This window comes from Stieleria mannarensis, from assembly GCF_014154935.1.
Lineage (GTDB): Bacteria > Planctomycetota > Planctomycetia > Pirellulales > Pirellulaceae > Stieleria > Stieleria mannarensis.
Map to the genome: position 1 here is coordinate 268,103 of NZ_JACEHH010000005.1, position 26,678 is coordinate 294,780.

22 protein-coding genes, 1 tRNA gene and 1 pseudogene are annotated in these 26,678 nt (G+C 58.9%); 13 read left to right on the forward strand and 11 right to left on the reverse strand.

Going from position 1 to position 26,678, the window contains the following annotated elements; genetic code table 11:
* Positions 1 to 148: 148 nt before the first annotated feature.
* Positions 149 to 1,270: a recombinase RecA gene (recA, locus tag H1B37_RS05720; RefSeq protein WP_182865656.1), complete on the reverse strand. Its 1,122-nt coding sequence runs from the start codon at positions 1,268 to 1,270 to the stop codon at positions 149 to 151.
* A 523-nt stretch (positions 1,271 to 1,793) separates the two neighbouring features.
* Here recA and H1B37_RS05725 point away from each other — a divergent pair.
* Positions 1,794 to 3,818, forward strand: coding sequence for an ATP-dependent DNA helicase (locus tag H1B37_RS05725; protein WP_494546290.1), 2,025 nt, complete (start codon positions 1,794 to 1,796; stop codon positions 3,816 to 3,818).
* Between the two features lie 230 nt (positions 3,819 to 4,048).
* Here H1B37_RS05725 and rpsT read toward each other — a convergent pair whose 3' ends face one another.
* Positions 4,049 to 4,312, reverse strand: a complete 264-nt coding sequence (gene rpsT / locus H1B37_RS05730) for a 30S ribosomal protein S20 (RefSeq protein WP_182865657.1) — start codon at positions 4,310 to 4,312, stop codon at positions 4,049 to 4,051.
* 162 nt (positions 4,313 to 4,474) lie between these two features.
* On the opposite strand from rpsT, the gene cobA reads away from it, so the two are divergent.
* The 4 genes from cobA (at position 4,475) to H1B37_RS05750 (ending at position 8,479) form a co-directional block, all read left to right on the forward strand.
* Positions 4,475 to 5,968 carry a uroporphyrinogen-III C-methyltransferase gene (gene cobA, locus H1B37_RS05735; RefSeq protein WP_182865658.1) on the forward strand — a complete coding sequence of 498 codons (1,494 nt, stop codon included), beginning with the start codon at positions 4,475 to 4,477 and terminating at the stop codon, positions 5,966 to 5,968.
* Positions 5,965 to 6,282: a carboxymuconolactone decarboxylase family protein gene (locus tag H1B37_RS05740; protein ID WP_182865659.1), complete on the forward strand. Its 318-nt coding sequence runs from the start codon at positions 5,965 to 5,967 to the stop codon at positions 6,280 to 6,282. The genes cobA and H1B37_RS05740 overlap by 4 nt, the downstream gene beginning before the upstream one ends.
* A 404-nt stretch (positions 6,283 to 6,686) precedes the next feature.
* Entirely contained in the window at positions 6,687 to 7,277 is a 591-nt protein-coding gene (gene mobA, locus H1B37_RS05745; protein ID WP_182865660.1) for a molybdenum cofactor guanylyltransferase, read from the forward strand.
* On the forward strand, positions 7,274 to 8,479 hold the full coding sequence (locus H1B37_RS05750; RefSeq protein WP_182865661.1) for a molybdopterin molybdotransferase MoeA: 1,206 nt from the start codon (positions 7,274 to 7,276) through the stop codon (positions 8,477 to 8,479). Before mobA ends, H1B37_RS05750 begins: the two co-directional genes overlap by 4 nt.
* Positions 8,480 to 8,724: 245 nt before the next feature.
* On the opposite strand, the gene H1B37_RS05755 is transcribed toward H1B37_RS05750, so the two are convergent.
* The gene (locus H1B37_RS05755) at positions 8,725 to 9,585 is read right to left on the reverse strand and encodes a prephenate dehydrogenase (RefSeq protein ID WP_182865662.1); all 861 of its coding nucleotides are present in this window, start codon (positions 9,583 to 9,585) and stop codon (positions 8,725 to 8,727) included.
* 1 nt (position 9,586) lies between these two features.
* Positions 9,587 to 10,837: a GTP cyclohydrolase II gene (gene ribA / locus H1B37_RS05760; protein ID WP_182865663.1), complete on the reverse strand. Its 1,251-nt coding sequence runs from the start codon at positions 10,835 to 10,837 to the stop codon at positions 9,587 to 9,589.
* A gap of 145 nt (positions 10,838 to 10,982) precedes the next feature.
* Here ribA and H1B37_RS05765 point away from each other — a divergent pair, with 145 nt between their 5' ends.
* The gene (locus H1B37_RS05765; protein WP_182865664.1) at positions 10,983 to 12,077 is read left to right on the forward strand and encodes an alpha/beta hydrolase; all 1,095 of its coding nucleotides are present in this window, start codon (positions 10,983 to 10,985) and stop codon (positions 12,075 to 12,077) included.
* 280 nt (positions 12,078 to 12,357) lie between these two features.
* Here the strand turns inward: H1B37_RS05765 and H1B37_RS05770 are convergent, their stop codons facing one another.
* Entirely contained in the window at positions 12,358 to 13,509 is a 1,152-nt protein-coding gene (locus H1B37_RS05770) for a trans-sulfuration enzyme family protein (protein ID WP_182865665.1), read from the reverse strand.
* Positions 13,506 to 14,687, reverse strand: a complete 1,182-nt coding sequence (locus H1B37_RS05775) for a trans-sulfuration enzyme family protein (RefSeq protein ID WP_182865666.1) — start codon at positions 14,685 to 14,687, stop codon at positions 13,506 to 13,508. Before H1B37_RS05775 ends, H1B37_RS05770 begins: the two co-directional genes overlap by 4 nt.
* Positions 14,688 to 14,979: 292 nt before the next feature.
* Here H1B37_RS05775 and H1B37_RS05780 point away from each other — a divergent pair, with 292 nt between their 5' ends.
* Together H1B37_RS05780 and H1B37_RS05785 are read left to right on the forward strand one after the other, a co-directional pair.
* Positions 14,980 to 16,386: a hypothetical protein gene (locus H1B37_RS05780; RefSeq protein WP_182865667.1), complete on the forward strand. Its 1,407-nt coding sequence runs from the start codon at positions 14,980 to 14,982 to the stop codon at positions 16,384 to 16,386.
* 95 nt (positions 16,387 to 16,481) lie between these two features.
* On the forward strand, positions 16,482 to 18,020 hold the full coding sequence (locus H1B37_RS05785) for a HEAT repeat domain-containing protein (RefSeq protein ID WP_182865668.1): 1,539 nt from the start codon (positions 16,482 to 16,484) through the stop codon (positions 18,018 to 18,020).
* A 215-nt stretch (positions 18,021 to 18,235) separates the two neighbouring features.
* Here the strand turns inward: H1B37_RS05785 and H1B37_RS05790 are convergent.
* Both H1B37_RS05790 and H1B37_RS05795 read right to left on the reverse strand, forming a co-directional pair.
* A tRNA-Ile gene (locus H1B37_RS05790) sits at positions 18,236 to 18,309 on the reverse strand.
* A gap of 1,080 nt (positions 18,310 to 19,389) precedes the next feature.
* Positions 19,390 to 19,977 (reverse strand): hypothetical protein, encoded by a 588-nt coding sequence (locus tag H1B37_RS05795; RefSeq protein WP_182865669.1) that lies wholly within the window; start codon positions 19,975 to 19,977, stop codon positions 19,390 to 19,392.
* Between H1B37_RS05795 and H1B37_RS05800 the strand changes: the two genes are divergently transcribed.
* A complete protein-coding gene (locus tag H1B37_RS05800) occupies positions 19,976 to 20,167 on the forward strand; it encodes a hypothetical protein (RefSeq protein WP_182865670.1) in 192 nt (63 codons plus the stop codon). The genes H1B37_RS05795 and H1B37_RS05800 overlap by 2 nt on opposite strands.
* Positions 20,168 to 20,681: 514 nt before the next feature.
* On the opposite strand, the gene H1B37_RS05805 is transcribed toward H1B37_RS05800, so the two are convergent.
* A complete protein-coding gene (locus tag H1B37_RS05805) occupies positions 20,682 to 21,041 on the reverse strand; it encodes a CPBP family intramembrane glutamic endopeptidase (protein ID WP_182865671.1) in 360 nt (119 codons plus the stop codon).
* 927 nt (positions 21,042 to 21,968) lie between these two features.
* On the opposite strand from H1B37_RS05805, the gene H1B37_RS05810 reads away from it, so the two are divergent.
* Positions 21,969 to 22,805, forward strand: coding sequence for a hypothetical protein (locus H1B37_RS05810; RefSeq protein ID WP_182865672.1), 837 nt, complete (start codon positions 21,969 to 21,971; stop codon positions 22,803 to 22,805).
* Positions 22,806 to 22,959: 154 nt separating this feature from the next.
* On the opposite strand, the gene H1B37_RS05815 is transcribed toward H1B37_RS05810, so the two are convergent.
* Positions 22,960 to 24,333 carry a YopA family protein gene (locus H1B37_RS05815; RefSeq protein WP_182865673.1) on the reverse strand — a complete coding sequence of 458 codons (1,374 nt, stop codon included), beginning with the start codon at positions 24,331 to 24,333 and terminating at the stop codon, positions 22,960 to 22,962.
* Positions 24,334 to 24,949: 616 nt separating this feature from the next.
* Here H1B37_RS05815 and H1B37_RS05820 point away from each other — a divergent pair.
* From H1B37_RS05820 to H1B37_RS05830, 3 genes are all read left to right on the forward strand, one after another.
* The gene (locus tag H1B37_RS05820; protein WP_182865674.1) at positions 24,950 to 25,324 is read left to right on the forward strand and encodes a hypothetical protein; all 375 of its coding nucleotides are present in this window, start codon (positions 24,950 to 24,952) and stop codon (positions 25,322 to 25,324) included.
* A gap of 172 nt (positions 25,325 to 25,496) precedes the next feature.
* Positions 25,497 to 25,745: a hypothetical protein gene (locus tag H1B37_RS05825; RefSeq protein WP_182865675.1), complete on the forward strand. Its 249-nt coding sequence runs from the start codon at positions 25,497 to 25,499 to the stop codon at positions 25,743 to 25,745.
* A 7-nt stretch (positions 25,746 to 25,752) separates the two neighbouring features.
* Positions 25,753 to 26,181 (forward strand): hypothetical protein, encoded by a 429-nt coding sequence (locus H1B37_RS05830; RefSeq protein ID WP_182865676.1) that lies wholly within the window; start codon positions 25,753 to 25,755, stop codon positions 26,179 to 26,181.
* Positions 26,182 to 26,359: 178 nt separating this feature from the next.
* On the opposite strand, the pseudogene H1B37_RS34320 reads toward H1B37_RS05830, so the two are convergent.
* Positions 26,360 to 26,581: pseudogene (locus H1B37_RS34320) on the reverse strand (hypothetical protein); the annotation flags it as partial.
* Positions 26,582 to 26,678: the final 97 nt, after the last annotated feature.

The window sequence follows — 26,678 nt, forward strand, 5'->3', positions numbered from 1 at the left end:
TTGACGTCCTCGTTCCCAGCTGAACGACGCCCGGTTGACGTAGCTACGCTCGCCAGAGCGTGGAAGGTGCCGGGAATCCACCTTCTGGCGAAGGTAGCTACGTCGCGAGAAATCCTACCCCAATTCGACTCGCTGGAAGCCGATCCTACTAGGAGTTGGCGACTTTTTCGCTGGATTCGGCATCCAACTCCGAAGCGTCGTCGATCATCGGGGCTTCGTCTGCCGGGGGAGCGAATCCGCCGGCTTCCATCACCTTTTGCTTGATCTCGTCGGCCACATCGGTGTTTTCGATCAGGAAGTTCCGCGCCTTCTCCTTACCTTGTCCCAAGTACGTGTCGCCGTACTTGAACCAGGCACCGCTGCGGTTGACGACCTTGTGGGTCGTCCCCAGATCCAACAGGTCGCCTTCGTAACTGATGCCGTTGCTGTGCATCATGTCGAATTCCGCGACGCGGAACGGCGGTGCGACCTTGTTCTTGACGATCTTGGCTTTGACCCGCTGACCGACCTGCTCTTCGCCGTCCTTGAGCGCGCCGATGCGGCGGACGTCGATCCGGCAGGAACTGTAGAACTTCAACGCCCGGCCGCCCGGAGTCGTCTCGGGACTGCCGAACATCACGCCGACCTTTTCGCGAATCTGGTTGATGAAGATCACCGCGCACTTGCTCTTGGCAATCGCACCGGTCAACTTCCGCATCGCTTGACTCATCAATCGAGCTTGCAAACCGACGTGGCTGTCGCCGATCTCGCCTTCCAATTCTTTCTTGGGGACCAAGGCCGCGACCGAGTCGACGACGATCGTGTCGACCGCGTTACTCTTGACCAACATCTCACAGATCTGCATCGCCTCTTCACCGCTGCCCGGTTGGCTGACCAGCAACGTGTCCAGCTCGACACCCAGCTTCTTGGCCCAACTGGGGTCAAACGCGTGCTCGGCGTCGATGATCGCCGCGATCCCACCGGTCTTCTGTGCTTCGGCGCACACGTGCAACGCCAACGTTGTCTTACCGCTCGATTCCGGGCCGAAGATTTCGATGATCCGGCCGCGAGGAATCCCTTGGCCCCCCAAAGCCATGTCCAGCGACAAACTGCCCGTCGGGATGCCTTCGATTTCCAAATGCGTCGACGCGCCCAACGGCATGATCGATCCCTCGCCGAACGATTTTTCGATCTGCTGAAGCGTCGTCGCCAACCCCGGTTCGCGCTCCAAAACCGCTTTCAAGTTCGGATCGACCTTGGGACCTTTTGCAGCTGCTTTCTTCTTTGCCATGTTTGATTCCTTCTGATTCCAGAGTGGAAAAGTCCGACGAGTGGAAAAGGTCCACACGCCACTCCGCTCTACCGGACCCCCCGGAGCGGTCTGCGACGCCAACAGAAACTTAACCGCGGTCGGCGCCAGTCACAACCAAACGAAGGTGGAAAACCCGTTGGTGACATCCGATTTATCGCGTTCCCCGAGACACCTCTGGTCACGCGGACACCTGCCGACGCCTGGCCGTCGAATCGACCCGCTGTTTGACACCCTGGACACCCCCGCACAGAACCCCGAATCCCTCCAGCTTGCTAGCAAAGATCAGTACCAGCCCGACGCGTTCGCGAGGGGCGTCAGGTGGCCCCGTTGCTGAGCCGTCTGCGGATATCGGGCAAGAGCGAGGCGAGGGAGGGCAGAATGATACGGGGCAGAATGATGATAGGCCTGGCGAGCGAAGCAGGCATTCTACTGGGACACTTTGGCCCGTATGTTATTTGGGTAGCAACCACCCGACCGCTTGTCCCCCATTTGCACCCCTCGATTGTCCGAAGACGAACTCACCGTCGATTCGATCCTCGCCGCCGATGGCCGCATCGCCGCCCGGATGCCGAACTACGAGCCTCGGGAGCAACAACTGCAAATGGCCAACGCCGTCGCCAAGGCACTGCGGACGGGCCAGCACTTGGTCGCCGAGGCGGGGACGGGCACGGGGAAGAGCTTTGCCTACCTGGTCCCGGCCGTGTTGCATGCCACCGGCGAGCCGATCATCAAGACGTCGGAGGAAAAAACGCGTCGCCCCCGCGTCTTGATCTCCACCCACACGATCAGTCTGCAAGAACAGCTGATCGCCAAAGACGTCCCGCTGCTCAACAGCGTGATCCCACGCGAGTTTTCCAGCGTGCTGGTCAAAGGCCGCAGCAACTATCTGTCCAAGCGACGACTGGAACGCACGCTGGGCAAGATGACCTCGCTGCTGGGGTCGGACATCCAATATCAACAGCTGCGTCAAATCAAATCGTGGGCTGCCGACTCGACCGACGGCAGCCTGTCGTCGATGCCGCTGAAACCGGACCGCGAGGTCTGGGAAGAGATCGTCAGCGACACCGGCAATTGTCTGCGAAAGAAGTGCAACCACTTTAAAGACTGTTTCTACTTTCGCGCCCGACGGCGAGCGACCAACGCACAGCTGCTGATCGTCAACCACGCGTTGTTCTTCAGTGATCTGGCCCTTCGCAACGAAGGCGTGGCGCTGCTGCCCGATTACGACGCGGTGATCTTGGACGAATGTCACACCGCCGAAGCCGTCGCGGGAGATCACCTGGGGCTGCGGTTGACCAGTGGCCAATTCACGTTCCTGTTCGATCGCTTGTACAACGATCGCAAACAGAAAGGGTTGCTGGTCGAGAAAGACCTGCGTGGGCTGCAAACCGAAGTCGACCGACTGCGGTTCGCCCACAGCACGTTCTTTGCCGACATGTTGGACTGGAAACGCGATCACGCACCGAGCAACGGGCGTGTGGTCGCCGCCGACGTCGTCAGCAACTCGCTGTCCAAGCCGATGAAGGAGCTGGCGCTAAAATTGTTGACCCAGGCCGAGGGTCAAAAGGAGGAATCGGATCGGATGGAATTCGAATCCTCGCACGACCGGTTGATGCTGCTGAGTTCCTCGCTGGACCGCTGGTTGAAACAGGAAGACGAGGACACGGTGTATTGGGTCGAAGCCACGCCGACCCGCAGCGGCATGGATCGAGTCCAACTGTCCTCGTCACCGATCGACGTGGGAGCGGCATTGCGCGAGTGTCTGTTCCAAAGCAAGATGATTCGCAGTGTCGTGATGACCAGTGCGACGATCGCATCGGGCAACGATGACAAGTTCAAATTCTTTCGCTCCCGCGTGGGCCTGACCGGCGGCATGTCCGTCCGCGTCGGCAGCCCCTTTGATTACCAGAAACAATCTCAAATCGTCGTCGTCCGCGATCTGCCCGATCCGTCCAAAGAGCGTGACGCGTTTGAACAGGCGCTACCGGACCAGATCAAACGCTTTGTCGAACACTCCGGCGGCCGAGCGTTCGTGTTGTTCACCAGCTATGGGTTGCTGAAACAATGCGCCAGCCGATTAAGCAGTTGGCTGGCTTCTGAGAATTTGTCGCTGTACACCCAAGGCGGCGATCAAAGCCGCACGCACATGGTCGACGCGTTCAAGAAGAACCCCGGCGTGCTGTTCGGCACCGACAGTTTTTGGCAGGGCGTCGACGTTCCCGGTGATGCACTGACCAACGTGATCATCACCAAACTGCCCTTTGCCGTCCCCGATCATCCGCTGCTGGAAGCCCGCTTGGATGCGATTCGCAAGGGCGGCGGCAACCCGTTCACCGATTACCAATTGCCAGAAGCCGCGATCAAATTCCGGCAGGGGGTGGGGCGATTGATCCGCACCCGATCCGATCGCGGCATGGTCGTCGTGCTCGATCCGCGCGTGTGCACCAAGCGTTACGGCAAACTGTTTTTAGAATCGTTGCCCGACCAGCCGGTGCACTTCGTCTCCAAAGTACCCCGGAAACGCTAGCGGTCTACCGCAGCTTCGTTTTCGAGTGGGCTGGACAGTCGCCGTCCTCTCCGAGCTCGGCGCGGGCCGAAGCTCCGCTTTTTCGCGTGCGCCGAGTTCGGAGAACACGGCGACGCTCGGAACGCATCGTCAGAGACGCAAATTGAGTTGCGTTAGAATACTCGTGAGATAGGCATCTTGCCTGTCATCGCACTATCGACAGGCTGGAAGCCTATCCCACGATTGTAGAACTACGCGACCGACTTGACCAGCTTGCTCAGACGGCTCTTGGATCGCGCGGCGGCGTTCTTGTGGATCAGTTTCTTGGCGGCGGCTTGATCGAGTCGCTTGCTGGCGACGCGGAATTCCGATTGAGCTTTCTCGCTGTCGCCCGCCGCGACGGCTTCACGGACGCGACGCAATTGCGTTCGCATGCGGCTGCGGAGGGTACGGTTGTGAAGACGTCGTTTGTCGTTTTGACGGAGCCGTTTCTTGGCACTCGCTGTGTTTGGCATTTCGTTACGTGGATGGTTGCCGGAAATTGTGTTTTTTAAGGGCCGCGTAGTATGGCGATGCTTGCCCTGGATGTCCAGAGTCAACTTGGAAGTCGGTTTTGTCGCACCAAAGTTGCCTGTCCGGGTCTACGAAAAACCGACCCGTTACGTTCAATTATCCCTATGAAACCAACCGTTTATCTGATCGGCGCCGGTCCGGGCGACCCGGAATTACTCACCCTCCGGGGGGCTCGATGCCTGCGTGGGGCCGACGTCGTCCTGTATGACGGCTTAAGCAACGCCGAAATCCTGGCCCTGGCGCCGGCCGCCGAACACATTTGCGTGGGAAAACACGGGCAAAGCCGGATTTGGCGGCAGGACGAAATCATCGCGGAAATCCTCCGCCACGCCACCCTGGGCAAGACCGTGGCCCGGCTCAAAGGCGGCGATCCGGCCGTTTTTGCCCGCACATCCGAAGAAGTCGACGCCCTGAACCAGGCCGGCATCCCCTTTGAAATCGTCCCCGGAATCACTGCCGCACTGGCCGCCGGATCCTATGCGGGAATCCCGATCACCGACCGCCGTCTAGCCTCCGCCGTCGCCCTGGTTACCGGACACGAGCAACCCGGAAAGAGCGAATCGGCGCTGGATTGGGACGCGCTTGCCAGATTTCCCGGCACGCTGGTCATCTACATGGGCGTGACCACGGCCAAGGTCTGGACCGACGCGCTGATCTCTGCCGGCAAAGATCCCTCCACCCCCACCGCCCTGATCCGCCGCTGCAGTCTGCCGGACCAAGCCACCATCCACTGCCGGCTGGACGAGGTCGCCGAACGGCTGACCCCGGCGAGCCAGTTTCGACCGCCGGTGATCGCAATCATCGGGGCCGTCACCACGCTGGCCGAATCGATGCGCTGGGTCCAGCACCGGCCGTTGCACGGTCAGACCATCCTGGTCACGCGGCCGGCCGATCAAGCCGAGGCGCTGGCCGACGCGATCCGCGACCTGGGCGGCTATCCGTTGATCGCCCCGGCGATCGCCGTCAAACCGGTCGACGACTTTACCGCCCTGGACCGATCGATCGAGAACCTCGATGACACCGACCTGCTGATCTTCTGCAGTGCAAACGGGGTCGAACACTATTGTCGTCGGCTGCGGGACCTCAAGCACGACGCCCGCCGGCTTGCCGGGACCTCGATCGCCGCGATCGGCAAAAAGACGGATCTAAAACTGCTCGAACATGGCATTCGCGCCGACATCCTGCCGGACGACTACCGCGCCACGTCGCTGGCGAATCAATTGCAATCCTCCGCGGCCGGTCAATCGATCACCATCATCCGCGCCAGCCGCGGAAGCGACGAGTTGCCCAGCAAGCTGAAATCGGCCGGTGCCCGGGTCGATGAAGTCGTCGCGTATCAGAACGTCGATGTCGACACTGCCGATCCCTCCATCGCCGCGGCCCTGGCCGATCGAACCATCGACTGGGTCACCGTCACCAGCACCGCGACGGCAAAGAACCTGTATCGTTTGTACGGCGACGGTCTCAAACAAGCCCGACTGGCCGCGATCTCCCCCGTCACCGCCAGCGGCTTGGAAGAGCTCGGATTGACGGTCCACGCCGTCGCCGATCCCTACACGACCGAATCCCTCCTCCAGGAGATTGTGAAACAGTCATGATTCCCAAACCGTACAAGCGAATGCACACCGACTATCCCGAGTTGATGCAATCCTACGAGGCGTTCGGCAAGGCGGCCAAAGAGGCCGGTCCGCTTTCGCCGCGCGAGGTCGCACTGGTCAAGCTGGCGATCTCGTTGGGTGCCGGATTGGAAGGCGCCGCACATTCGCACTGCCGCAAAGCACTCGAAGCCGGCTGCACGCCCGATGACCTGCGTCACGTCGCCGTCGTCTCCGCCCCCACGATCGGTTTTCCCACCATGATGCGGGCCAAGAGTTGGGTCGAAGATGTGATCGAAAAGCACGACGCGTCATGAAGACACCCCTCAACGGCAGCACGCCAGGGTTCACCGCAACGCGTGGCCGAGGCGTGCGCATCAACAACCCTCCCTGGGAGAGGTCGTGCGGTTTTTGGGAATTCACCCTCCCTGGAAGGGAGGGTCGAGCGTAGCGAGGGGAGGGTCGATTGAGAAAGTGACGGATTTGCTCGTTGCCGAAATCGCCAAGATGATTTCAACGCGAGCCCTCTCTGGCGTTTGCTTGCTGCGCAAACGCCGTCTCTCCCCGAGGGAGAGAGAATCTAAACTGGATGCTAAAAGCCGTTGCAATACAGTCGACGTTCCGCAGGGACGATGACTTTTCACCAGACGTTTTGATCAGAGTTCAGCTTTATCTAAGTCCGGCCACCACCATCCAAAACGACAACGATCATCTCACCCCCATGCCGCTCCCCGATCCCAAACTGCTCGGCGTCGTCCTTTGCGGTGGTGCCTCCAAACGCATGGGCCGAGACAAGGCGGCGTTGACGACGCAGCAAGGAACGTCGTTTCTTGACCATGCCTGCCAGCGGCTACAATCGGTCTGCGGCACCGTTTGCGTTTCCTCCTCGGTCGATCGCGACACCGACGCTCGCCGCATCTCCGATCCGCCCGGATCCCACGGCCCGATTTCCGGCATCCACGCGTCGCTCGCCTTCGCCCGCGATGCCGGTTTCGACGCCTGCGTCTTCACACCGGTCGACACGCCCGAGTTGACCTCCGACGACCTGCAAACCCTGCGGGATGTCTTCGCAAACCATCGCGATAAAATCGTCTGCGCCGTCTCCGAGCAATCCCCCGATTCGATCGAACCGCTGATCGCAATTTATCCGGTCACCGTTTGCGACGTGGTGGAGCAATCGATCCAAAATGGACAGTACAGCCCGCGACGATTGCTGCGGTCGTTGTCAGTCGTCACGGTGCCACTTTCCTCTGCATCCTGTCACAACATCAACACGCCATCGGACCTGAAGCCCCCGTCACCCAAGTCATGAAACAACCCTTCCAGTATTCCGACCCCGACGCGGCGATCACGGCGTTTGCCGAGCGGCTTTCGGTCGCCGGCGAAACCGAGCGGGTCGCTGATCCCATCGGCCGTATCCTGGCCGAACCGATCGTGGCCGACCGCGACAGCCCCGCCGCGGATGTCTCGGCCATGGACGGCTATGCGATCCGGATGTCCGATCTGCGATCCGATGCCGCCGTTCCGGTCAGTGGCATCAGCCAAGCCGGTTCGCCACCGCCGGCGATGGTCGATGGCCAAGTCGTCCGGATCTTCACCGGCGCGATCATTCCCGAAGGTTGCCAGGCCGTCGTCAAACGCGAAGACACCGAAGAATTGGACGCTTCGATCCGCTTCCTACCGGCGGCGATCGAGTCAACGGTCGAGGGAAGTCACATTCGCCGCCGCGGTGAAAACGCCCCGGTCGGTTCCGGCGTCTTGGAGATCGGCACCGAAGTCACGCCCGCCGTCGTCGCGGCGCTGGCGAACTTTGGTTGCACCGATCCGATCTGTTTCCGCCGCGTGAAAGTCGCCGTGTTGACGACCGGTGACGAAGTCGTCGATCCGGCGACCGAACAGCTGGAACCGTGGCAGCTGCGAAACAGCAATCGCTCCGCCGTCCAATCCATGCTGGGGCAGCTCGCGTCGGCCAGTGTGGACATCGTCGACCATGTCCGCGACGACCGCGATTCGATGCAGCGTTCGCTTTCCTCGGCGATCACCGCTTGTGACCTGGTCGTGCTGACCGGCGGCGTTTCGATGGGCGACTATGACTATGTGCCCGAAACGATCGAGCAGTTCGGGGCCGAAATCGTGTTTCATGGGCTGCCGATTCGCCCGGGCAAACCGATTTTGGGAGCCGCGACCAACGACGGAAAACTGATCGTCGGTCTGCCGGGCAATCCCGTCAGCGCGACGATCAACTGCCATCGTTTCGTGCTGCCGCTGCTGCGTCGCATCGCCGGCAAACAAGCGTGGAGGGACCAACCGTCCCTGGTCACGCTCACCCAACCGCCGCAAAAAGCGATTCCGCTGCACACGATGTTGCTGGCCCGCCTAACCGACACCGGTACCGCCGAGCTTGTCGCGGCCAAAGGATCCGGTGACCTGGTCGCACTCGGCCGCAGCGACGGGTATGTCTCCGTCCCACCGATGACCACCACCACCGGCCCCTGGCCGATGTTCCGTTGGTGACGGCCCACCGATTGCCACCTGCGATGCGACGCAACCGTCCCTGGAAGAGGTCGTGCGGTTTTTACCACGCAGAAACAAGGCGTTTACGTGCCTCACTCTCCTTGGCAGGTAGCTTGCTTGAGGTGTGCGTTCGGGCAGGAGGTCTGGAGGAACCGAATGAGTCCACCGATAGCAGCGCGAACCCACGGATCCCAGGCCGCATCACATCCGTGGGTTCGCGCTGCCATCAGTGGGCAATCGACCGCTCACTGCGTGGCATCTTTTCGCGTCTTGGCGTCTTCGAGCCAGCGTCGTAGCGCCGTGGTGTCTCCCGTCACCAACATTTCCCGAAGCGACCCAAGCGTGTCAGCGAAGCGTTCCAATTGTCCCAGGATGGCCTCGCGATTTTGTTCGCAGATCGCCGTCCACATCGCCGGGTCTCCCGAGGCGACACGGGTCATGTCTTTCCAGCCGCTGCCGACCAGCGGCATACATTCCTCGTCCAGCAGGCTGGCGAGAACTGACGAGACCAAATGCGGCACATGGCTGACCGCGGCCAGGCGTTGATCGTGTTCGGTCGGCGACATCGGCACAATTCGGCCGCCGGTTTGCAACCAAAACGTTTTGGACCGCTCCAACAATTCCGTCGACGTCGTCTCATCCGGGGTCAGCACGACCAGTTTGCCGTCCAACAGGGTCGCGGTGGCGTTTTCGACGCCGGTTTTTTCGCTGCCCGCGATCGGATGGGCGGCCACGAACTTGGCGGCCGCCGACGGTGATCGCTCGGTGATCTCGGCGACGATTTCGGCTTTGGTGCTGCCGACGTCGGTGATCAACGCGGTTTCGGCCAGCACCGCATCGGCCTCGATCGCCAACGCGACGATCTTGTCGACCGGCGAAGCGACCACGACGACATCGCTGCCCTGTGCCGCACGTGCGATGTCCGTGAAGCCTTCGTCCACCGCACCGGCCTGGATCGCGGCCCGGCAACTCGATTCACGCCGACTGTACCCGACCACGTGAACACCGCTCCGACGCAACGACATGCCGACGCTGCCGCCCAGCAGGCCGACGCCCAGGATCGAAACGCGGTTGAGCCACGCGGGTTTTTCGGGAAGCGTATCCATCTCAGCCTAAATCCGGCAATTGGTGACCCATCTTTTCGCGTTTCGTTTCCAAGTAACTTTTGTTGTGCTTGTTGACCGGAGGCACAATCGGGACTTGATCGACAAGCTTCAAATCATAACCGCGCAAGTTGAACGCTTGTTGTTTCTTGGGGTTGTTGGTCAATAAACGGACGTCGCTGATCCCAAGGTCCTTCAGGATCTGCAGGCCGACGCCGTAGTCGCGCATGTCGGCTTTGAACCCCAACGCGTGGTTCGCTTCGACCGTATCCATCCCCTGGTCTTGCAAGGCGTAGGCCTTGATCTTTTGCGCCAACCCGATCCCACGCCCTTCCTGGGGCAGGTAGACGAGCGCGCCGCGACCTTCGGCGGCGATCATTTCGAGCGCCATTTGCAACTGATCACCGCAATCACATCGAAGCGATGAGATCAGATCGCCGGTGAAACAACTGCTGTGCATCCGAACCAGCGGCGGCGTGACCCCATTGCCTTGCTCGGACAGGTCCCCGAGCGTCAACGCGATCGGCTCCTGGGATTCAAAGTCCACCGAATAAACGATAATTTGAAAATCGCCGTACTTGGTCGGCAACGTCGCTTGGGCGGCTCGGTTGACCAATTTTTCGCTCACCCGTCGATGTGCGATCAGTTGCTCGATGCTGATGATCTTCAGCGAGTTGGCCTTGGCCACGGCGATCAATTCGTCACGGCTGGCGCGGTCACCGGACTCGTTCAAGATTTCGCACAGCACGCCGGCGGGTTGCAGTCCGGCCATGCGGGCCAAATCGACCGCCGCTTCGGTGTGCCCGGCGCGACGCAACACGCCGCCTTTTTTGGCGATCAACGGATAAACGTGCCCCGGGCGAACAAAGTCTTCGACGCGGCAATCCGGGGACGCCATCCGCAGAATCGTTTCACTGCGTTCGGCGGCCGTGATCCCCGTCCGCGCCGACGCGATGTCGATCGGCGTGACGAAGGCGGTCCGCAGCGGTGCATTGTTGTCGGGCACGACCGGCGTCAGCTCCAACTTCTTGCCGACTTCCGGCAGGATCGGAACGCACAATTGGCCGCGACCACCGAGCATGAAGTTGACCGTTTCGGGGGTCGCCTTTTCAGCGGCACAGACGAAGTCGCCTTCGTTTTCGCGATCCTCCGCATCGACGACGATCACCACCTCGCCTCGCCGAATCGCCTCGACGGCCGCAGGAATGGTATCCAATGAGAGGTCTTCGCCGGACAGCGAATCGTTGCTTGGCATCGTCTGACTTGGGGGTATTCTGTAGGTCGGATGGGGAAGCGAGGGGAGGGTTACGGTTGATCATCATCGTGCAAATTCAATAACCTTGCCATCGCCTCACCATTATACGTGTGCAGGCCAATTGCCCAATGAGCGGACCGCATTGATGAGACGACTACCGATCGGAAAGCGATCGATCTGTGTTTTCGCAGGTCTTTTCTGTCTGCTGACCAGCGGCAATGGGGTGCCCCTTTCGGTCGCTGCGGCCGATCCGACCCGCGACCCGGCGTCGCCGGCCCCGGCAGATGCCAGCTCCGGTGAGACGAAGCCGGCGGCATTTGACGTCAAAAAGATCCCGAATCTGCAATTTTGTGGCGACGACAGCGACGACCGCGGTAGCGCCGGCCGATGCGATGTCTACCTGCCCCAGGCCAAGACAGCAGCGGGGCCAGCCACACCGCCGGGGCCAGCCACACCGCCGGGGCCAGCCACACCGCCGGGGCCAGCCACACCGCCGAAACCGGCGATCAATCCCGCCCCCGATCGCCCCTGGCCGGTCGTGTTGGTCGTCCACGGAGGCGGCTGGGCGACGGGCGACAAATGGACGATGGAACGACACGCCCGCGATTTGGCCGGGGACGGCTTTGCCGCCGTGGCGATCAATTACCGGCACGCCCCGAGTTTCAAGTTCCCCGACCAGGTCGACGACGTCCGAGCCGCACTGGTCTGGATCACCGAAAATGCGGCGAGGTACGGCTGGGACAGCCGGCGTGTCGGCATGTACGGCTATTCCGCCGGCGGCCATCTGGTTTCATTGGTCGCCACGCTCGCCGATGAACCTTGGGAATCCGTCCGCCAAACCACCGCGTGGCCGCAGGAGGACGAGCGCTGGGAAAAACTGCCGCCGATCGGCGCCGTCTGCATCGGCGGGCCGCCGACGGACTTTCGTGATCTGCCGCCGGACAACACGTCGCTGTCGTTTTTCCTCGGCGGATCGCGACGCGAGCTACCGGGCGTCTATGCCGCCGCCTCGCCGATCTGCTTCACCTCGCCCAACGACCCGCCGTTCCAAATCATCCACGGCGAGGCCGATTGGATTGTCCCGATCAACAACGCCAAAAACTTTCATCGATCACTGGTCGATAGCGACGTCGATTCCTGCCTGCAAACACTGCCCGGCAAAGGCCACCTGTTCGCCTTCCTCAGCCCCAAGCTGACCGTTTGGATGCTGGAGTTTTTTGAGCAGCGACTGGCGAAGTAGGGCACGCGTTGCATGCCGAAGGTCACGCCGTCATCTTCTTTTTGGGCGGTCGTGGACGACGCGAGGAGTCCTCACAGTGCGCCATACGAATGGGCTCATCGCCTCGCCCACTACCATCGAGGCAATTCGGGTAAGAAGATTTTGAGGGTAAGGAAATTACCGCTGAACTATTCAATGGAATCAATTTTCCTACCTCTTCACCCAACCGCGGTGATGAGAGTCAGCGGAGGAACGGCAGAATGATACGGGGCAGAATGATGAGGAGCGATTAACGCTGGCATTACGACGCGGCGTCGATCGCCTGCGTTAAATCGTCGCGCAGGTCATCCAGCGACTCCAGCCCGACCGACAATCGGATCAACCCGTCGGTGATGCCGAATCGGGCACGGTCGGCGGCGTCGTAACTGGCGTGGGACATCGTTGCCGGTTGTTCGATCAACGACTCCACCGCCCCCAGACTGACGGCCAAGTGAAACAGCTTGGTCGACTCACACACCTTGGCCGTTTCTGCGATCCCGGCATCGAGTTCAAACGTCACCATCGCGCCGAACCCGCCGTCGAGCGTCTTGGTCGCCAACGCGTGTTGCGGATGACTTTCCAACCCCGGGTACAATACGCTGCGAACCTTGGGGTGCTGCTCCAGCCAGCGCGACAACTCGAGCGCCGTCTTGGACTGCTCGCGAATCCTTAGATCCAACGTCTTCAATCCGCGGCTGACCAAGAAACAACTCAGCGGATCCAACACCGCGCCGGTCGCATTTTGGATGAAGTACAACCGGTCAAAAAGATGCTTGTCGGCCACCGCCAGCGTGCCGCCCAGGCAATCGCTGTGACCGCCCAAGTACTTGGTGGCCGAATGCATCACGATGTCGATCCCATGCTCTAGCGGACGCACCAGCGCCGGCGTTCCGAAGGTGTTGTCGACGCCGATGATCACGCCACGCGCTTTCGCGATCGATGCCAAACGCGGCAGATCGGGAATCGTCAGTCGCGGGTTCCCGATGGTTTCCGCCCAGATCAGCTTGGTCCGATCATTGACCGCATCGGCCACGGCGTCGGCGTCGGTCATGTCGACCAGCGTGACGTCGATCCCGCTGCGGTTACAGATCTTGTGCAACAACCGGTACGCACCACCGTACAAATCACAGCCGGCGACGACATGGTCACCTTGCTCCAGCAACATCGTGACGCAATGGATGGCCGCCATCCCGCTGGCAAACGCCAACGCCCCGACGCCCGACTCCAACGACGCCAGTGTGTTCTGCAAATTGCTCCGCGTCGGGTTGCCGCTGCGCGAATAATCGAACTCGCCCCACTCGCCCGCTCCGGGTTGGCGAAAGGTGCTGGCCAAATGAATCGGCGGAACGACCGCACCGGTCGCCGGGTCGATCTCGTTACCGACATGAATCGCGCGGGTCCGAAAGGTGTTCATACCGACAGCGCTTGCTCCAGATCGGCGATCAGATCATCACCGTTCTCGATCCCGCAAGACATGCGGATCATGTTGTCCGCGATTCCGAATCGCACGCGGTCTTCCGGCGTGCAGTGGAAGTAGCTCATCACCAACGGTTGCTCGATCAGCGACTCCACGCCGCCCAGACTGGGCGCGATCCGCGGGATTCGAGCGGCATCAACGACGTTGGCCGTCTGCTTCCAATCGGCATCGCGGATCGTGAACGTGATCAGCCCGCCGAAGCCGCGCATCTGGGCCGCGGCGATCGCATGGGTCGGATGGCTTTCCAGACCCGGGTAATAAACCCGTTCGACACGCGGGTGTGATTCCAGGAACTCGGCGATTCGCAGCCCGTTTTCGTTTTGACGCTGCATCCGCAATTCGAACGTTTTTAATCCCCGTTCCAGCAAGTACAAGTTGTGGGGCGAACTGATGTTGCCCAGGATGCCACGCATGCTGCGGACGGCTTCCAATTGCTCACTGCGTCCACAGATTACGCCGGCCAGCAAGTCGTTGTGTCCGCCCAGATACTTGGTCGCCGAGTGCAGCACATAATCGATCCCGTACTCGGTGGGATTCATGTTGTAGGGCGTGGCCAGCGTCGCGTCGATCAACGTTTCGACCTCGTTGGCCTTGCCGACGGCGGCAAATTTTTCCAGGTCGATGACCGACAGGTGCGGGTTGGTCGGCGATTCGCTGACCAGCATCTTGGTGTTGCGGTTGATCGCCGCTTCCATCGCGTCGTAGTCGCCGGTCGTCACTTGACGGGTGACCACGCCGAAGCGGGAGAGGTGCTTGGCACAGAACTCACGGCTGCGGTGATAACACTGGTCGAAGAAAACAATTTCGTCGCCGGCGGACAGTTTGGTCATCAACAATCCGACGATCGCCGACATGCCGCTGCCATAGACGATCGCTTCCTCGCACTTTTCCAGCGCCGCGATCTTGGCTTCGACGCTGCGTTCGTTGGGGTTTCCGTACCGTCCGTATTCTTCGCGCTGCTCATCGCCGTTGACGAATCGCATCAAATCGTCGGTCGATTCGAAGGTGAACGTGGCGGCGGTGTAGATCGGCGTGGTGATGCTGCCGGAATCCTTTTGCCGTCGCTCGCCTGCGTGAACGCATTGTGTGGACAGACCTGCGCGACGCGTGGGCATTGCTCCCGAGTCCCCCGAGGAAATCGCAGCGGAAGCGTCCGCCGGAACAGAAGAATCGCCTTGGCTAGAAGGCGTCGTCGATGTTGGTGACGTGGCGTCACCGGCTGTGTGCTTTGTTTGCATGGCTCTTTAGCAGAAGGGCTGCAAGTGGCCGTAAATCCCATGAAATACGCTTTAGACGAACGATCGCCCAAAATGTCACTCCCCACAGACTAGCCGGACCAGATAGAATCGACAAGCGAAAACGTGTTGACGCGAGTCCAGATCGTTTCCTTGGGACCCTCTTTGCGGCATGACCGGTTCATTTTTCCTGCCCTGGCCAATCCACCCCACACCCCAGGCGCCACGCGCCCTGAAGCTGGCGGTGCTTGCCATCGCCGCCGCTTACTTGGGGGGTGGCGTGGGGGCGGACAACGCGTTGAGTCAAACCCCACCGGCGACCACCGATGCCCAAGCCGTTGCACAGGCTTCCTCGCCCGAGGACTTTGAACAACCCGTCGCCAAGCTGGTCGACGACCTCCGCAGCGATCAATTCGCCGTCCGTGAACGAGCGTCCGAACAACTGTTTCGGATCGGCCCGGCGACGCTGCCGACCCTGCGATCGATTCGCCGGCAAAGCAGTGACGCCGAGCAATCCGACCGACTCGATCGCATCATCGAGTCGCTGGCCAAGCAGAACTTGGAATCCCGCATCCGCTCGTTCCTGCAGGGCGGTCCCTCCGAACTGGAAAACTGGCCGGAATTCGAAAAGTGGTTCGGCGATTCCCCCCCCATCCGCGAGCTGTTTGTCGATCTGTACCGCGAACACCCTGATCTGGTCGATGCACTCGGAGGCACCCCACAACAACTTTCGATGGGCCTGTCACGGGTTCACCGCCGACTGATCGAACGCGGGGTCGGACCTCGCGAAGTCCCCCAGCGAATCGACTTGCTGGCGCTGCTGCTGCCGATGACCGACCCCGATTTTCAAGCCGGCCCGCAATACGATTTGATCGTCGCGTCGTTGCTACAGCTTTATCCGGCCAACGATTTCCGCAAAGACGCGGTGTTCGGCAAACCCTTCATGCGGATCGTCGCCACCTGGATGGCCCACAGCGATTTGAGTATCCGCGAACAGGTGCTGCGTTTGGCCCTGCAATGGAAAATGGACATCGGGCTGACGCTGGCGATCGAAACACTCAAACAGAACCCCGACTCGATCCTGTTGTGTCGATGCATGCAAGCAATCGCGCGACAAGGGACGCCCAAACACGCGGCCTTGCTGGCAACTCACATCCACGACCCCACCGTGGTATTCCAAAAACGCTACCTCGGCGTCCGCGGCAGCGAAGTCCAGGTGGGTGATGTTGCGGCCGCCACGATCGCCTTCCTGCACTCCGTCCCGGTCACCGAAATCGGCTTCGCCGAACCGGCCGAACACCCGATTTTCGGCATCATCTACGAAGAACTGGTCGTGCCGATGAAAGCTGCCGCCAAAACCGCGGACAAATCCGACCCGGATGCGGCGGACGACGAGCAAGCCGAAGCGGAGATTAGCGACGACGAACTGAATCCGTTGCAACGGGGCCGATTGACACCTCGCGAAATCGCCCGCCTGATCGACCAAGCCAAACGGCGAGAGGAAAGCCGTATCGAAATCCGGCTCAAAGCGCTGGAGCTTCTGCCGACCGCACCGGTGGAAATGCCTCAAAAAAGCTGACGGCCAGCGGAGGGGGGCAACACCTTGTTTGCCTGCTGGCTTCCGGTTATCACTCGACGGCTGAACCCAGACCGCACCCTCCCGGACGTTTTGTCGTGTCGATTCAGCAGACCCTTTCCTCGCTCCTGGGCGCCGATGCCGACGCGGTCGCCGCAGGTTACCGGCTCCGCGAACTCGCCTCCGGCGATGCCGCCTCGGCCGTCTCCGTCCTGGCCCACTTGGCCGGCCATCCGGACCAGTTGAGCCAGTCCGATCCCGCGATCGTCGGCGCCCTGCTACGCGTCGTGCACACGCTGCTGGTCCAAGACCGGTCCGAAGCGTCGATGGAAATCATCGGCACGTTGACGCCCGACGTGATCCGTCAAATCGATCAATCGCTGCCGCCGGAAACCTCCAACCGCCATCTGCTGTTGCACCTGTTGACGTTGGCACGCTCGCGCGAATCGCTGGAGGTGTTCGTCGACATCTTAAAGCAGCGTCCGCCGGACGATTGGATGGACGCGGCTCAAATGCTCAGCCCCCTGATGCAGCACGACGACTGGCCGGTCGACGCCGTCTTCCCCGCGGCCTTGGATTGCCTTTCCGAACCCGCACTGGCCGCCTCGCTGCTGGACTTGGCGAATTATCTGGCCCGCAGCGGTCGCGTCGACCAGCACCCCGCGGCCGGAATCCTCGACGGCTTGACCGAACTGCTGGGACAAGTTTCCAGCCGGCTGGGGTTCTTCGAAGACAACCCGCGTGCGTTCGGCGACGATGTGCCGACGGTGCAAAAACGGCTCGCCGAAGCGGTCGCACTGGCCGTCGCACTGTGCGATTCACTGGCGTTGATCGGCGACGAATCGGCGATCGGAAAACTGAACCAAACCGTCCAACTGCGACACCGACGCGTGCAGTGCGAAGCCGCCGGGGCACTCGCCAAACTGGGCGACGAAGAAGGCCGCAAACGTCTGATTGAACTCGCCAGCGATCCCGCCGCACGGCTGCGCGCGATCGCCTATGCCGACGAACTGGGGATCGGAGAAGAGATCGACGAGGACTACCGAACGCCCGAATCAACCGCGGAGGCTGAGATGGCGCTGTGGTTGAGCCAGCCGCACCAGATGGGCGTGCCGCCGACCCACGTCGAAGTCGCGGAGTCGCGACGGCTGCTTTGGCCCAGCTTCAACGATCCGGTCGACGTCACGCTGGTCCGGTTCGAATACAACATGGGCGATCGGGGTTACAGCAACATCGGCATGACCGGGCCGGCCGTCTTCACCATGGCCTGCGATTTGGCCGACATGCCGATCGACGACATCTTTGCCATCTACGCCGGCTGGCACGCCGATCACGAAGACATCTTCTCGGTCCCGACCGAAGCGATGAACGAAGCCCAACGGCGGGCGATGGAAACGTTCCAGCAACACCTGCAGCACCTCGGCTACGAGGAGCTTAAACCCGTGTTGCTGGGGCTGTTTTTGGACGAACGGGCCGGCGTGTTCACGGCCAACCGCGAAGGCACCGAGTGCGTCGTCATCACCGACGGCCTGGAAACAATCGACCAGGCGACCGCCGGACGCACCCGCCCATTGGGCGCCGAAGACCTATTCAACCTCTACAAGGGCCGCAAAATGCTGCGGACCTTCAACCCATAAGCGGCTCGCCCGCTCAGGTCTGGGAACGTTCATTTGACTCTCTCCCTCGGGGAGAGACGGCGTTTGCGTAGCAAGCAATCGCCAGAGAGGGCCCGCGCTGCCAAAACCTCGGCGAATTCCGCGACGATCAATTCCATCAGTCATACCACCGACGTCCTGCGACACCCCAAGGTCATTCGCAACGCGCCCGCCTATTCACAGCCCCGAGAAAAAGATAGGGGTGGCAGGACTCGAACCCGCGACCAAGGAATTATGAGTTCCCTGCTCTAACCGACTGAGCTACACCCCCAGGGGTTGGACGCAGATTCTATCCCAATTCGATCGCGATTCGTAGCCGTGCAGCTTCGTGTTGCCCAGGGGGATTCTGTCCGCCCGTCTCGGCCGCAACATTTTTTGACCACGAAATTTTTTGCCCCCACCTTTCCCCAACGCACGTCACAACCGCTCCGGCGATGACATTGCGCGATTAAACTCACGCAAGCACGAGTTTGCCAAAGTCGGCCAATGCCGTCGTCACGCGGGTCCAATCGAGGACGCCAGCCTAATCCGCCATCGTTTTCTTGCAGGGCTCGGAATTACCGCACTCCTCGCGATTGGATCGATCGCCACCTTTTGAAGCCCATTGCGAGTTCACGTCAACTCACCGCCGAATGATGAAGAGATCGTCTTGGGAAGATCGAACGAGGACCAAAACCATCGTGGCAAGACTAATTGGACACCTAGGAATTAGAGGTCCCCTCAGTCCTATTGGTCCTATCAACCGCGTGCCCCTTTGACGCCGCGGTTGGACCAAGCCACGTTCGTTGCGGGATGACCGAAATGCAGTCGGTGCCGGAGACCGACACGAGTTGTTGACAATCACCGACATTCTGGAAAGTGTTTGCGTGTCGAAATGGTGGCGATTGATCGCCCCGAATTTTGTCAATTTGAGCGCGGAGATGAGTCTGACCGCCGCGGCGAAGGCGACTTCTTTCGGCGCGACGGTCGAAGCACCCGGCGCGTATTGCACGGCCAGCCTGCACGCTACTCGAGGGCTCGGATCACGCCCTTGACGAATTCAAACGCAACGACATGTGCGCCTCAGAAATGGCTCGTGGAAGCGGCTAGGCTTAATGTCGAGACCGCAGACCCGCGTTCGTCGTTGCTCGCGGAGCAACGGTACGCATCGTGGAGAAGCACGGGTCAACCACGGCACCCGGAAAGGTCGTCGACGTGTGCCGCGGAGCGACAGGATGCTGCTGGTTCGCAGATCTGCTAGAGGACGCACGTCGCTGCAGTCGGAACGTATGGTGAGAGCATCTCGTGGCTTCACTACCCATGCGGTTCGCAGGGGCCACCCGCCGCGGCTGACGCGGTCACCGACTATTTGTCACCGCAAACTTCTCGGGACCGCGGTCACGGCGCGAACTTCTCCGAAGTAGCTGTCGGCGTTCTGGACACCGCTTAGGGCGATTCCGTCCAGCACCAGACTCAAGATTTCTTCCGCATGGTCGCGCTCGTCGAACGTTCCGATGTAAGTCCAGCTGGTGTCCGGCGTGTGGGCTTCGATCTCATACTCAACAAAGTCGATCCCGTAACCCTGCATTGCTGCAAGAAAGTCATAGACGCTGCTTTCAGAGTAGAATCGCTCGGCCTCACCCTTAGCGTCGCCCGGCACCTCGACCCAGCCATCTTTTGTGAGGATATAGAGCGTGTAGTATTGGTGTTTTGACGCATCGGCAGCGATCCAAACTTCGTAGTCGGTGAGTTCCGTTTCCACCAGGGCCTGCATTTGCTCGTCCGCGAGCGAGCGGTTCTGTTTTGGGCCCATCTCGAGACCGCGGCTCGATTTCGGTTCCACCGCGACGCTGCTGTTCCGTTTGGTTTCCATCGCGACGCTGCGGCTCGCCACTTGCTGATGTTGTGCGAAGACTGAACTGGTAGTGACGAAAAAGCTAAGTACAAGAAGGGAACGCATGATCAATTCCGCCGAGAGTTTTGTCAGTGGTATGTTTGCCGGATTCAGCTCCGACACCTTCACTCAGCGAAAACCTGATCACGATGTGACAGAACTTTCACGTTTTCCTGATGAAACGCAGCAGCCCGCCGTGTTGAGACGCTTCGACGTTGGCGGGTGGGACAGATCATCGACCTGTGTCGCAAAGTGACAGGATGCCTCTACTCTGAGTGGCTTGCTCGTCGATGTCGTCGCTGAATTTGCCCTCTCGTTTGATTCCTACCGTGCCGCAGTCCGTTGGGCTGGGCTAGGCGAATGATCGGGGCTTTGCCCCTGTCGAAAGAACGCCGTTCGTTTCCTTCACCAGAAACGGCAGGTTCGGTGGCCTGAAAAGCTATCGAAGACCGATTTTCCTCGAGCAAACAATGGGCAAAACGATGGGGGGCAAAACGATCATAGCTTGAAATTGTTTTGCCCTTCCTTCGGGGATGGGGCAGCGACCGTGCAATGGGACCATGAGGACACATAGGACGTCTAGGTCCCCTAAGTCCTATTGATCCTTTCGAGCTCGCCATCCCCGGGCGCGCAGCGGTTGGACAAACCGACGAATGTTCAGTCATTCGTTTCGGCACGGCGGTGAACCTGACCGCCGCGGCGACGACGGATTGGTCATTCTGGTGTACGTAGAACGCGGGCGCGGATCGCTTTTGCAGGCTCGCTCCGGCTCAGGTTCCTAATGCAGGAAGAACATGGAGCATGAGGTCCACCGCGAAGTGAGCCAACATTGCCGCGATCAGACTACGCCGCCAATACAGGGCCCCGAACAAGACTCCTACGAGCGTGTTTCCCATCATCGTCGCCGCGATGCCGACACCATTGGCTGCCCCATAGGAAGCAAGCTGGGGTAAGTGCATGGCCGCGAAAGCCAAAGCAGACACAACAATGGCAGACCATCCGACGACCGGAGAAACTTTCTGATGTCCGATCGATCGCAAAAAGATCCAGACAAGAATGGTCATCACTCCGAGCCGCAGCCAGACCTCTTCTCCCACCGCAGCACCGATTGAAACCAACAGTCCGCCCAATACGCCTCGATGTCCAAGTTCCGGTAACTCAGGTGGTAGATACGGCCGAGTTGCGAACCGAAGCAGAAGCAGCAGGATGCCAAGACCTAGGCCCGAGAGGACGGAAAGCCAGGCATCAGAGCATAGTTTCCTACCGGATCCTGGAACGCGACTGAGTAGGTCCGTCACCAAAGGCGCGCCGAGGCCGATCTTTTGTCCGAGGATTAACCCTGACGCCGCCAGTGGAATTGTGACCGAACACAAAACAAGGACGCTCGGCGCTAGTGCGGACAGGAAGCTCCCCTCAATGGTATAGGCCAAACTACCGAGTTGCGTTATCAGAGTAAGGCACACCAGTACAGAAAGCGGAAGAAGAATTGTGCGTGGCGACGAAACTTGCGGTTGAGGTGTTCGCTCTGTGTGTCCCAGGATATTCACGCTGTCAACTTTACCAGAGGATGGGGATGATCAGGCGAGCGCCCGGCTCGAATGCCGATCTTGTGAACATTTCAATGGAATGCCAACCGATGAATCCGAACTCGCGGATATTCGCCAATTGCGAATAAACCTTTGCCCCGACCTACGAGTTTTCTACCGATTCTCGTAAAATTCAGGCGGTAGCTTCACCAGTCATAGAGAATCGAGTGTCAATGAGACTCCCCGAGTCGCCGCAATCTTACCCAGATTCATGTCCTTTCGTAGCGAAGTGTGCGGCAAAGGAGAACACGCTAACGCTGCGAAGTCGATGCACCCGCTATGTCGAAATCTCGCGGACCGCGGTTTGGCTGTGGGCTCGTTTCACACCGTTGAAGGATTCAATATCGCCTTCTGTTACCATTTCAGAACAAATCGCTGCAACTCTACACCGATTCATGATCTGAACTGTGAGAGACACTCGTGCCCGGACGACGATTACAAAGCTTTCGATACGGAGATCTGGCCGAACACTTGGGAATCCTGCTGCTAAAGGGGATTGCAGCTGTCGCGGAAGTCGCTCGACAAGAAGATTTCGGCCTGGATGCGGTGGCTACGCTTTTGCGGCTTGACGAGGACAAAAGCCTGTATGCGGAAGACTCATTTTACGTGCAGCTGAAGTCGTCAACCGAAAAGCTTCTCAGCTATTCAGATCATGAAATCGATTGGGTAGTAAACCACTCTTTGCCGACGTTCATTGGCCTGGTTTCGCTAGAGGAAGGAAAAATTTCCTTGTACTCCACCATCTACATCAACCAAGCAGTGTTTTCCCTTTGTCCAGAGCGTGTAGACGTCACGTTCGGGAAATCGTCCATTCCCGGCTTTTTCAGTGGAATGGAGTTCCAGCCCTGGGGAAGCAACGGGGATGGCAACACAACAGTTTGGTTGGGGGCTCCCGTCTTAGAATGGACTGTGAAAGACATTCGTAACAGAGAATGGGCAAAGCGTACGTACGGCACGTTGAAAAAGTTCCTTCGGACGGTTCAGCGGGAGCTACATCTCTTGTCCCTGCAGCAAAGTTCTGTGCTGAATTGGTCAACGAACGACACGGATTCAATTGAAGCTCTCCCCGGATTGATGAAAGGTCATCCAGACCAATTGCGTGAAATCGCGGAGCGAAGCCTTCCGTTGATTCAAGCAATGATGATGCGAGTCATGTGGAGAAAAGACGAATCATCACGCGTAATTGCAAAATCCCTGGTCGATCTTGTAACCGCACTACAAGCCGATGGTATCGATGTCGATTCCGATAGGCGTTTAGGTTTGCTGTTTTCGTGGATGCATGCCAACAATGATGCGTCTGGTGATTAGTCGTTGTTTCGAAGACCGCCGAAATAGGCCCCAACGGGTCCTCCCAAGGCCGCCCCCGGCCTGTCGCGGGTGCTTCCTCGCAGCAATTCCGGCGGCGCGGGATTTTGAAATCATCGCCACCATCACCACCGCGTCAACGTTGAGTCAATCGGAGTCAACTCCAGGGCACTGGATCACTATCCCAGGTCGCCGTAGCTGTAAGTCGGTTTCGATACCGACCTGAATACCCGCAGATCGCCAAAATCGATAGCTCAAGACACCAAAGCCAACCCGTGTACGCGTCATGGATACAGGAATAGAACTTCTCTCGATTCTTCGTGTCAGGGTGCACAAGAGAATTGCGGATTTCAGTGAGTGCATGTGGTAGATCAATCCATTTTACGTTTTTGTCATTCGCCACTAGATTCTGTATCTGCTTTAATTCTGCAGGAATGTCCGTGGGAACTCCGATGGACTTTAGCAGCAATCGCAATTTGTCTGATGCCCTAAGCTTTTTGTAACCATCATCGCTGATCAACCCCTTGTCATTGACGGCAAACGTGTAGGACAGCACTTCCATCGCTGCCTGCGAAAGAATGATTCCTGCATCGATACCGCGATGAGTTTGATTCGCATTCAAGTACCAATAGACAGATTCGTGAAGTGAGTTTTGCCATACTTCCCGCCGCACCGTATCTAGATAGCAGCGAAAAAACTCTCGTAATCCATCAGCATTTCCTTCACGCAAGCAAGAGGGGACCCACCCCGGCGACCTGTTGGGCGACGACAAACCTTTAAAGGCAGTCGATCCATTTGAATCCAAACCCGTCGGGCAAACTGGGACAACACGTTTTCCGCTCATAAACGAGAGACAGTCCTTCACTACAGAAAGACGGTTCTCAAATTCCTCCGCGGCATGCTCCAGGCCGTCGTCGAACGACAGTGCGAGCTGATGTGTAAATCGAGGCAAATCATCCAGTTTTGACTTACCGTTTGCACGCGATGAGTCGAATGACGACCGGATCTCCGCTTTGAGATTTTCATGCTCTAGCTCAAGAATGTTTATCCTGACTTCTCGCCCTCCACGCTTTTCAGAATCGACACGGTTGCCATTGACGTCGGGGAAATTGAATAACGCTGCCTTGATCGTTGCGATCTGCGTTGTACTGTCGCCGAGCAAGAAGCAAGGCTCTCTCTTTGCTACCCATTCGATTTCAGATTGATTGTTGGAAGAATTCAGGGAGATGTAGAATCCGTCGATTTCTTTGCCCATGAACCTGAACTTCGTGATTTGGTCTCCGGAAAACCTCGCCGCAAGCCGCTCATGGAACCCAAATTCTGTGGATTTCGCCGAGAAGATTATCCTTGGGCTTGGAGTGATCCGCAGCGACACAACGCCAACCCATTGGTAGGTCTCACCTGAACAATCAATCTCAACCGGCCCCCTGATAAGTTCATGGTTGGTCTGATCAATCGGAAACATCAAATCGAAGATTGGCGAATCTCCTGTGTCATTTTTGATCGGATTGTCCGCCGAATTGCTGGTCATGTGTCGCCCTAAAGCTAGTTGTTTCGCTAACGTTGCACGGGTCCGTCGCGGAGAAACAGCGGTTTATGTTGTTGCTCGAGACCACGAATACGTACGCAGATTACCACAACCACGACAACCGAAAGGTCGGTTTCGACAGCATGCCCTAAGTGTTGAGACGCGGGGGATTACGGCATTGGGAGGTGCCAGCTTTCCTTATGAGTTCCCTGCTCTAACCGACTGAGCTACACCCCCGATCGTCTGCTGCAGATCCTAGCTGAAAATCGGATCGATTCGTAGCCGTGCAACTTCGTTGTGCCCACGGGGTTGGATTTTGCCCGCTGGTCCCAAACGCTATATTTTTTGCCCACGAAATCTTTTGACCCCACCTCCCCCCGAACAACCTCGCAGCCGGACCGGCGATCACACTCCGATTCGCTTCACGCCAAACCGAAAACCGAACGTGACAAGTTGATTCCTCGCGTCGCTCGGTTGTCGACAACTGCTCCGTGCCCGCCCACCTCTATCCTGGCTGGGGATGAGAAAGCAATCAGTCGCGACCAACGAACGCCAGGTCCAGCATCAACCGAAGAACTAGACGATTCTGCTTGATCAGCCATCGTTCCCAGACGAGCCAATGGAAAATGAGACGACGTCCAACCCGTACACAGCCCCGACCGCATCGCCGAGCTCAACGACTACGGACAGCGTTGACTTCGCACCGATCATCCGACGCTGGGAGCGGCTTCGTCTTTACTACAATGCGATCCTTGTACCCGCGGTACTCCTGCTGACATTGGTCGGATTCCCGCACCACGCGTCCGCCCGCGGCTACTGGGAAATGCTTGTCGTTGGAGGTGTCTTCGCAAATCTGTGTTTCTTGGCGGGACCAACCATCGAAGGCTATGGCACGTACTTTCGACTTTGGAACAGCGCGATGACGATGCTTCTGTTCCTCGCGGGGCTTGGATTCACAGCACTGCTGGCGATCGGATCGATCGTCAGCTTTTGAAATAGGACCAATAGGACGCATAGGACTTCTAGGTCCCCTGTGTCCTCTTGGTCCCATCGATCGCGGGCCCGCTGACCGATTCAGTTGGGCCAGCCGACGCATGTTGCGTAGTTCGCTGGGGCGCGACGTCCGATACCATCGACTCGTTGAATCCGGAGGTTATACTGGGGAGATGAGCTATGCCCCCAAACACGACTTTGGCCTTTTTGAAACATCTACTGCGATGGCTCGCCTTGATTTTGAACGACAGGCAAGCCCGATACAGAAGGTCGAGCGTTTCGCCGAGTTGGTCGCCATCTGCCGGGGCGTAGAAAAGCCAGACCTGTCTCCGATCGATCGCCAAAAACGATGGATGGCCGAAAAGCTTCCGATTCGGGTGAGGCAAGTTGCAGCGTTCAACTCAGCTGAAAAGGCAGTCTAGCAATCGAATGTTGATCGAGGTACTGGCGAAATTCGCAGGAGAGTTGGAGGCGCGGAATTATCGCTACGCGCTGATCGGTGGTCTCGCCGCTTCGATCAGAGGTCGAATTCGAGCGACAGAAGATATCGACCTCATTGTGCTCTGCAACCTCGAAGAGGCGTTGAACCTGGTGGAGTCCCTCGGCGACAGCGGTTTCTCCCCGTTGCTCGAAAACTATGAACAGGTTGCTCGATCTGCGCTATTGATACCAATCATCGATCGATCCAGCGGCATTCAATTGGACTTGGCAATCGGTCTTTCCGGTTTTGAGAAGGACATCGTTGAAGTTCTTGGAGAACGGTTCGACTGGCAATACTGCCTCGCGGCCGCAAAACGCTTAGAGTCGGCGGTAGACATTGATCTGGTGCAACAAATGAAACGCCTTCGTCCAAGCTAAAACTCCCTTCTCTGATTCTTGTACCTTCTGTGCGTTTTGAGGCGATTCCATTCGGGATGTCTCCAGAAACGCCGACGTCGAAGACGTTGAACACGAAGACGGCAGTCTCTTTCAATCGATACCGGCTCTCCTGGATTCCCGGACCGACCAATTCGCCTTGCTCGGCCAACCCCTCGCGGCCATCCATGGTCTTCAGCGACGACTTTCGCAAGAATTCAAACTCATCGCGCACCGGCAAGAACGAGTCGATTTCGCAGTAGATCACCGCATCCCCGACGGAGAATTCGCCCTTCTTCGTAACACACTTCCAGCCATCAACCACCGCCAACTCGATCAAGTCCGCCCCCTCAATCGGTCGCAATGGACCGACCGTCCGGATTGTCGCCAGTTTTCTCACCATGCTTCGCTCAACGAATTCTGCATTAGTACTACGCCCCCATCCGAATGCGAGACGCACAAAAGATCGGGCAGGTTCACTAGCGTCGACGAGTCGCAGG

What these genes read in the sequence shown, in the direction of transcription:
- rpsT (WP_182865657.1), bottom strand. Translation starts at nt 4,312, where the DNA reads ATGCCAAACACAGCGAGTGCCAAGAAACGGCTCCGTCAAAACGACAAA.
- H1B37_RS05755 (WP_182865662.1), bottom strand. Translation starts at nt 9,585, where the DNA reads ATGGATACGCTTCCCGAAAAACCCGCGTGGCTCAACCGCGTTTCGATC.
- H1B37_RS05765 (WP_182865664.1), top strand. Translation starts at nt 10,983, where the DNA reads ATGAGACGACTACCGATCGGAAAGCGATCGATCTGTGTTTTCGCAGGT.
- recA (WP_182865656.1), bottom strand. Translation starts at nt 1,270, where the DNA reads ATGGCAAAGAAGAAAGCAGCTGCAAAAGGTCCCAAGGTCGATCCGAAC.
- H1B37_RS05825 (WP_182865675.1), top strand. Translation starts at nt 25,497, where the DNA reads ATGAGCTATGCCCCCAAACACGACTTTGGCCTTTTTGAAACATCTACT.
- H1B37_RS05830 (WP_182865676.1), top strand. Translation starts at nt 25,753, where the DNA reads ATGTTGATCGAGGTACTGGCGAAATTCGCAGGAGAGTTGGAGGCGCGG.
- H1B37_RS05815 (WP_182865673.1), bottom strand. Translation starts at nt 24,333, where the DNA reads ATGACCAGCAATTCGGCGGACAATCCGATCAAAAATGACACAGGAGAT.
- H1B37_RS05820 (WP_182865674.1), top strand. Translation starts at nt 24,950, where the DNA reads ATGGAAAATGAGACGACGTCCAACCCGTACACAGCCCCGACCGCATCG.
- H1B37_RS05800 (WP_182865670.1), top strand. Translation starts at nt 19,976, where the DNA reads ATGATCAATTCCGCCGAGAGTTTTGTCAGTGGTATGTTTGCCGGATTC.
- ribA (WP_182865663.1), bottom strand. Translation starts at nt 10,837, where the DNA reads ATGCCAAGCAACGATTCGCTGTCCGGCGAAGACCTCTCATTGGATACC.
- H1B37_RS05795 (WP_182865669.1), bottom strand. Translation starts at nt 19,977, where the DNA reads ATGCGTTCCCTTCTTGTACTTAGCTTTTTCGTCACTACCAGTTCAGTC.
- cobA (WP_182865658.1), top strand. Translation starts at nt 4,475, where the DNA reads ATGAAACCAACCGTTTATCTGATCGGCGCCGGTCCGGGCGACCCGGAA.
- H1B37_RS05780 (WP_182865667.1), top strand. Translation starts at nt 14,980, where the DNA reads ATGACCGGTTCATTTTTCCTGCCCTGGCCAATCCACCCCACACCCCAG.
- H1B37_RS05775 (WP_182865666.1), bottom strand. Translation starts at nt 14,687, where the DNA reads ATGCCCACGCGTCGCGCAGGTCTGTCCACACAATGCGTTCACGCAGGC.
- H1B37_RS05740 (WP_182865659.1), top strand. Translation starts at nt 5,965, where the DNA reads ATGATTCCCAAACCGTACAAGCGAATGCACACCGACTATCCCGAGTTG.
- H1B37_RS05750 (WP_182865661.1), top strand. Translation starts at nt 7,274, where the DNA reads ATGAAACAACCCTTCCAGTATTCCGACCCCGACGCGGCGATCACGGCG.
- H1B37_RS05770 (WP_182865665.1), bottom strand. Translation starts at nt 13,509, where the DNA reads ATGAACACCTTTCGGACCCGCGCGATTCATGTCGGTAACGAGATCGAC.
- mobA (WP_182865660.1), top strand. Translation starts at nt 6,687, where the DNA reads ATGCCGCTCCCCGATCCCAAACTGCTCGGCGTCGTCCTTTGCGGTGGT.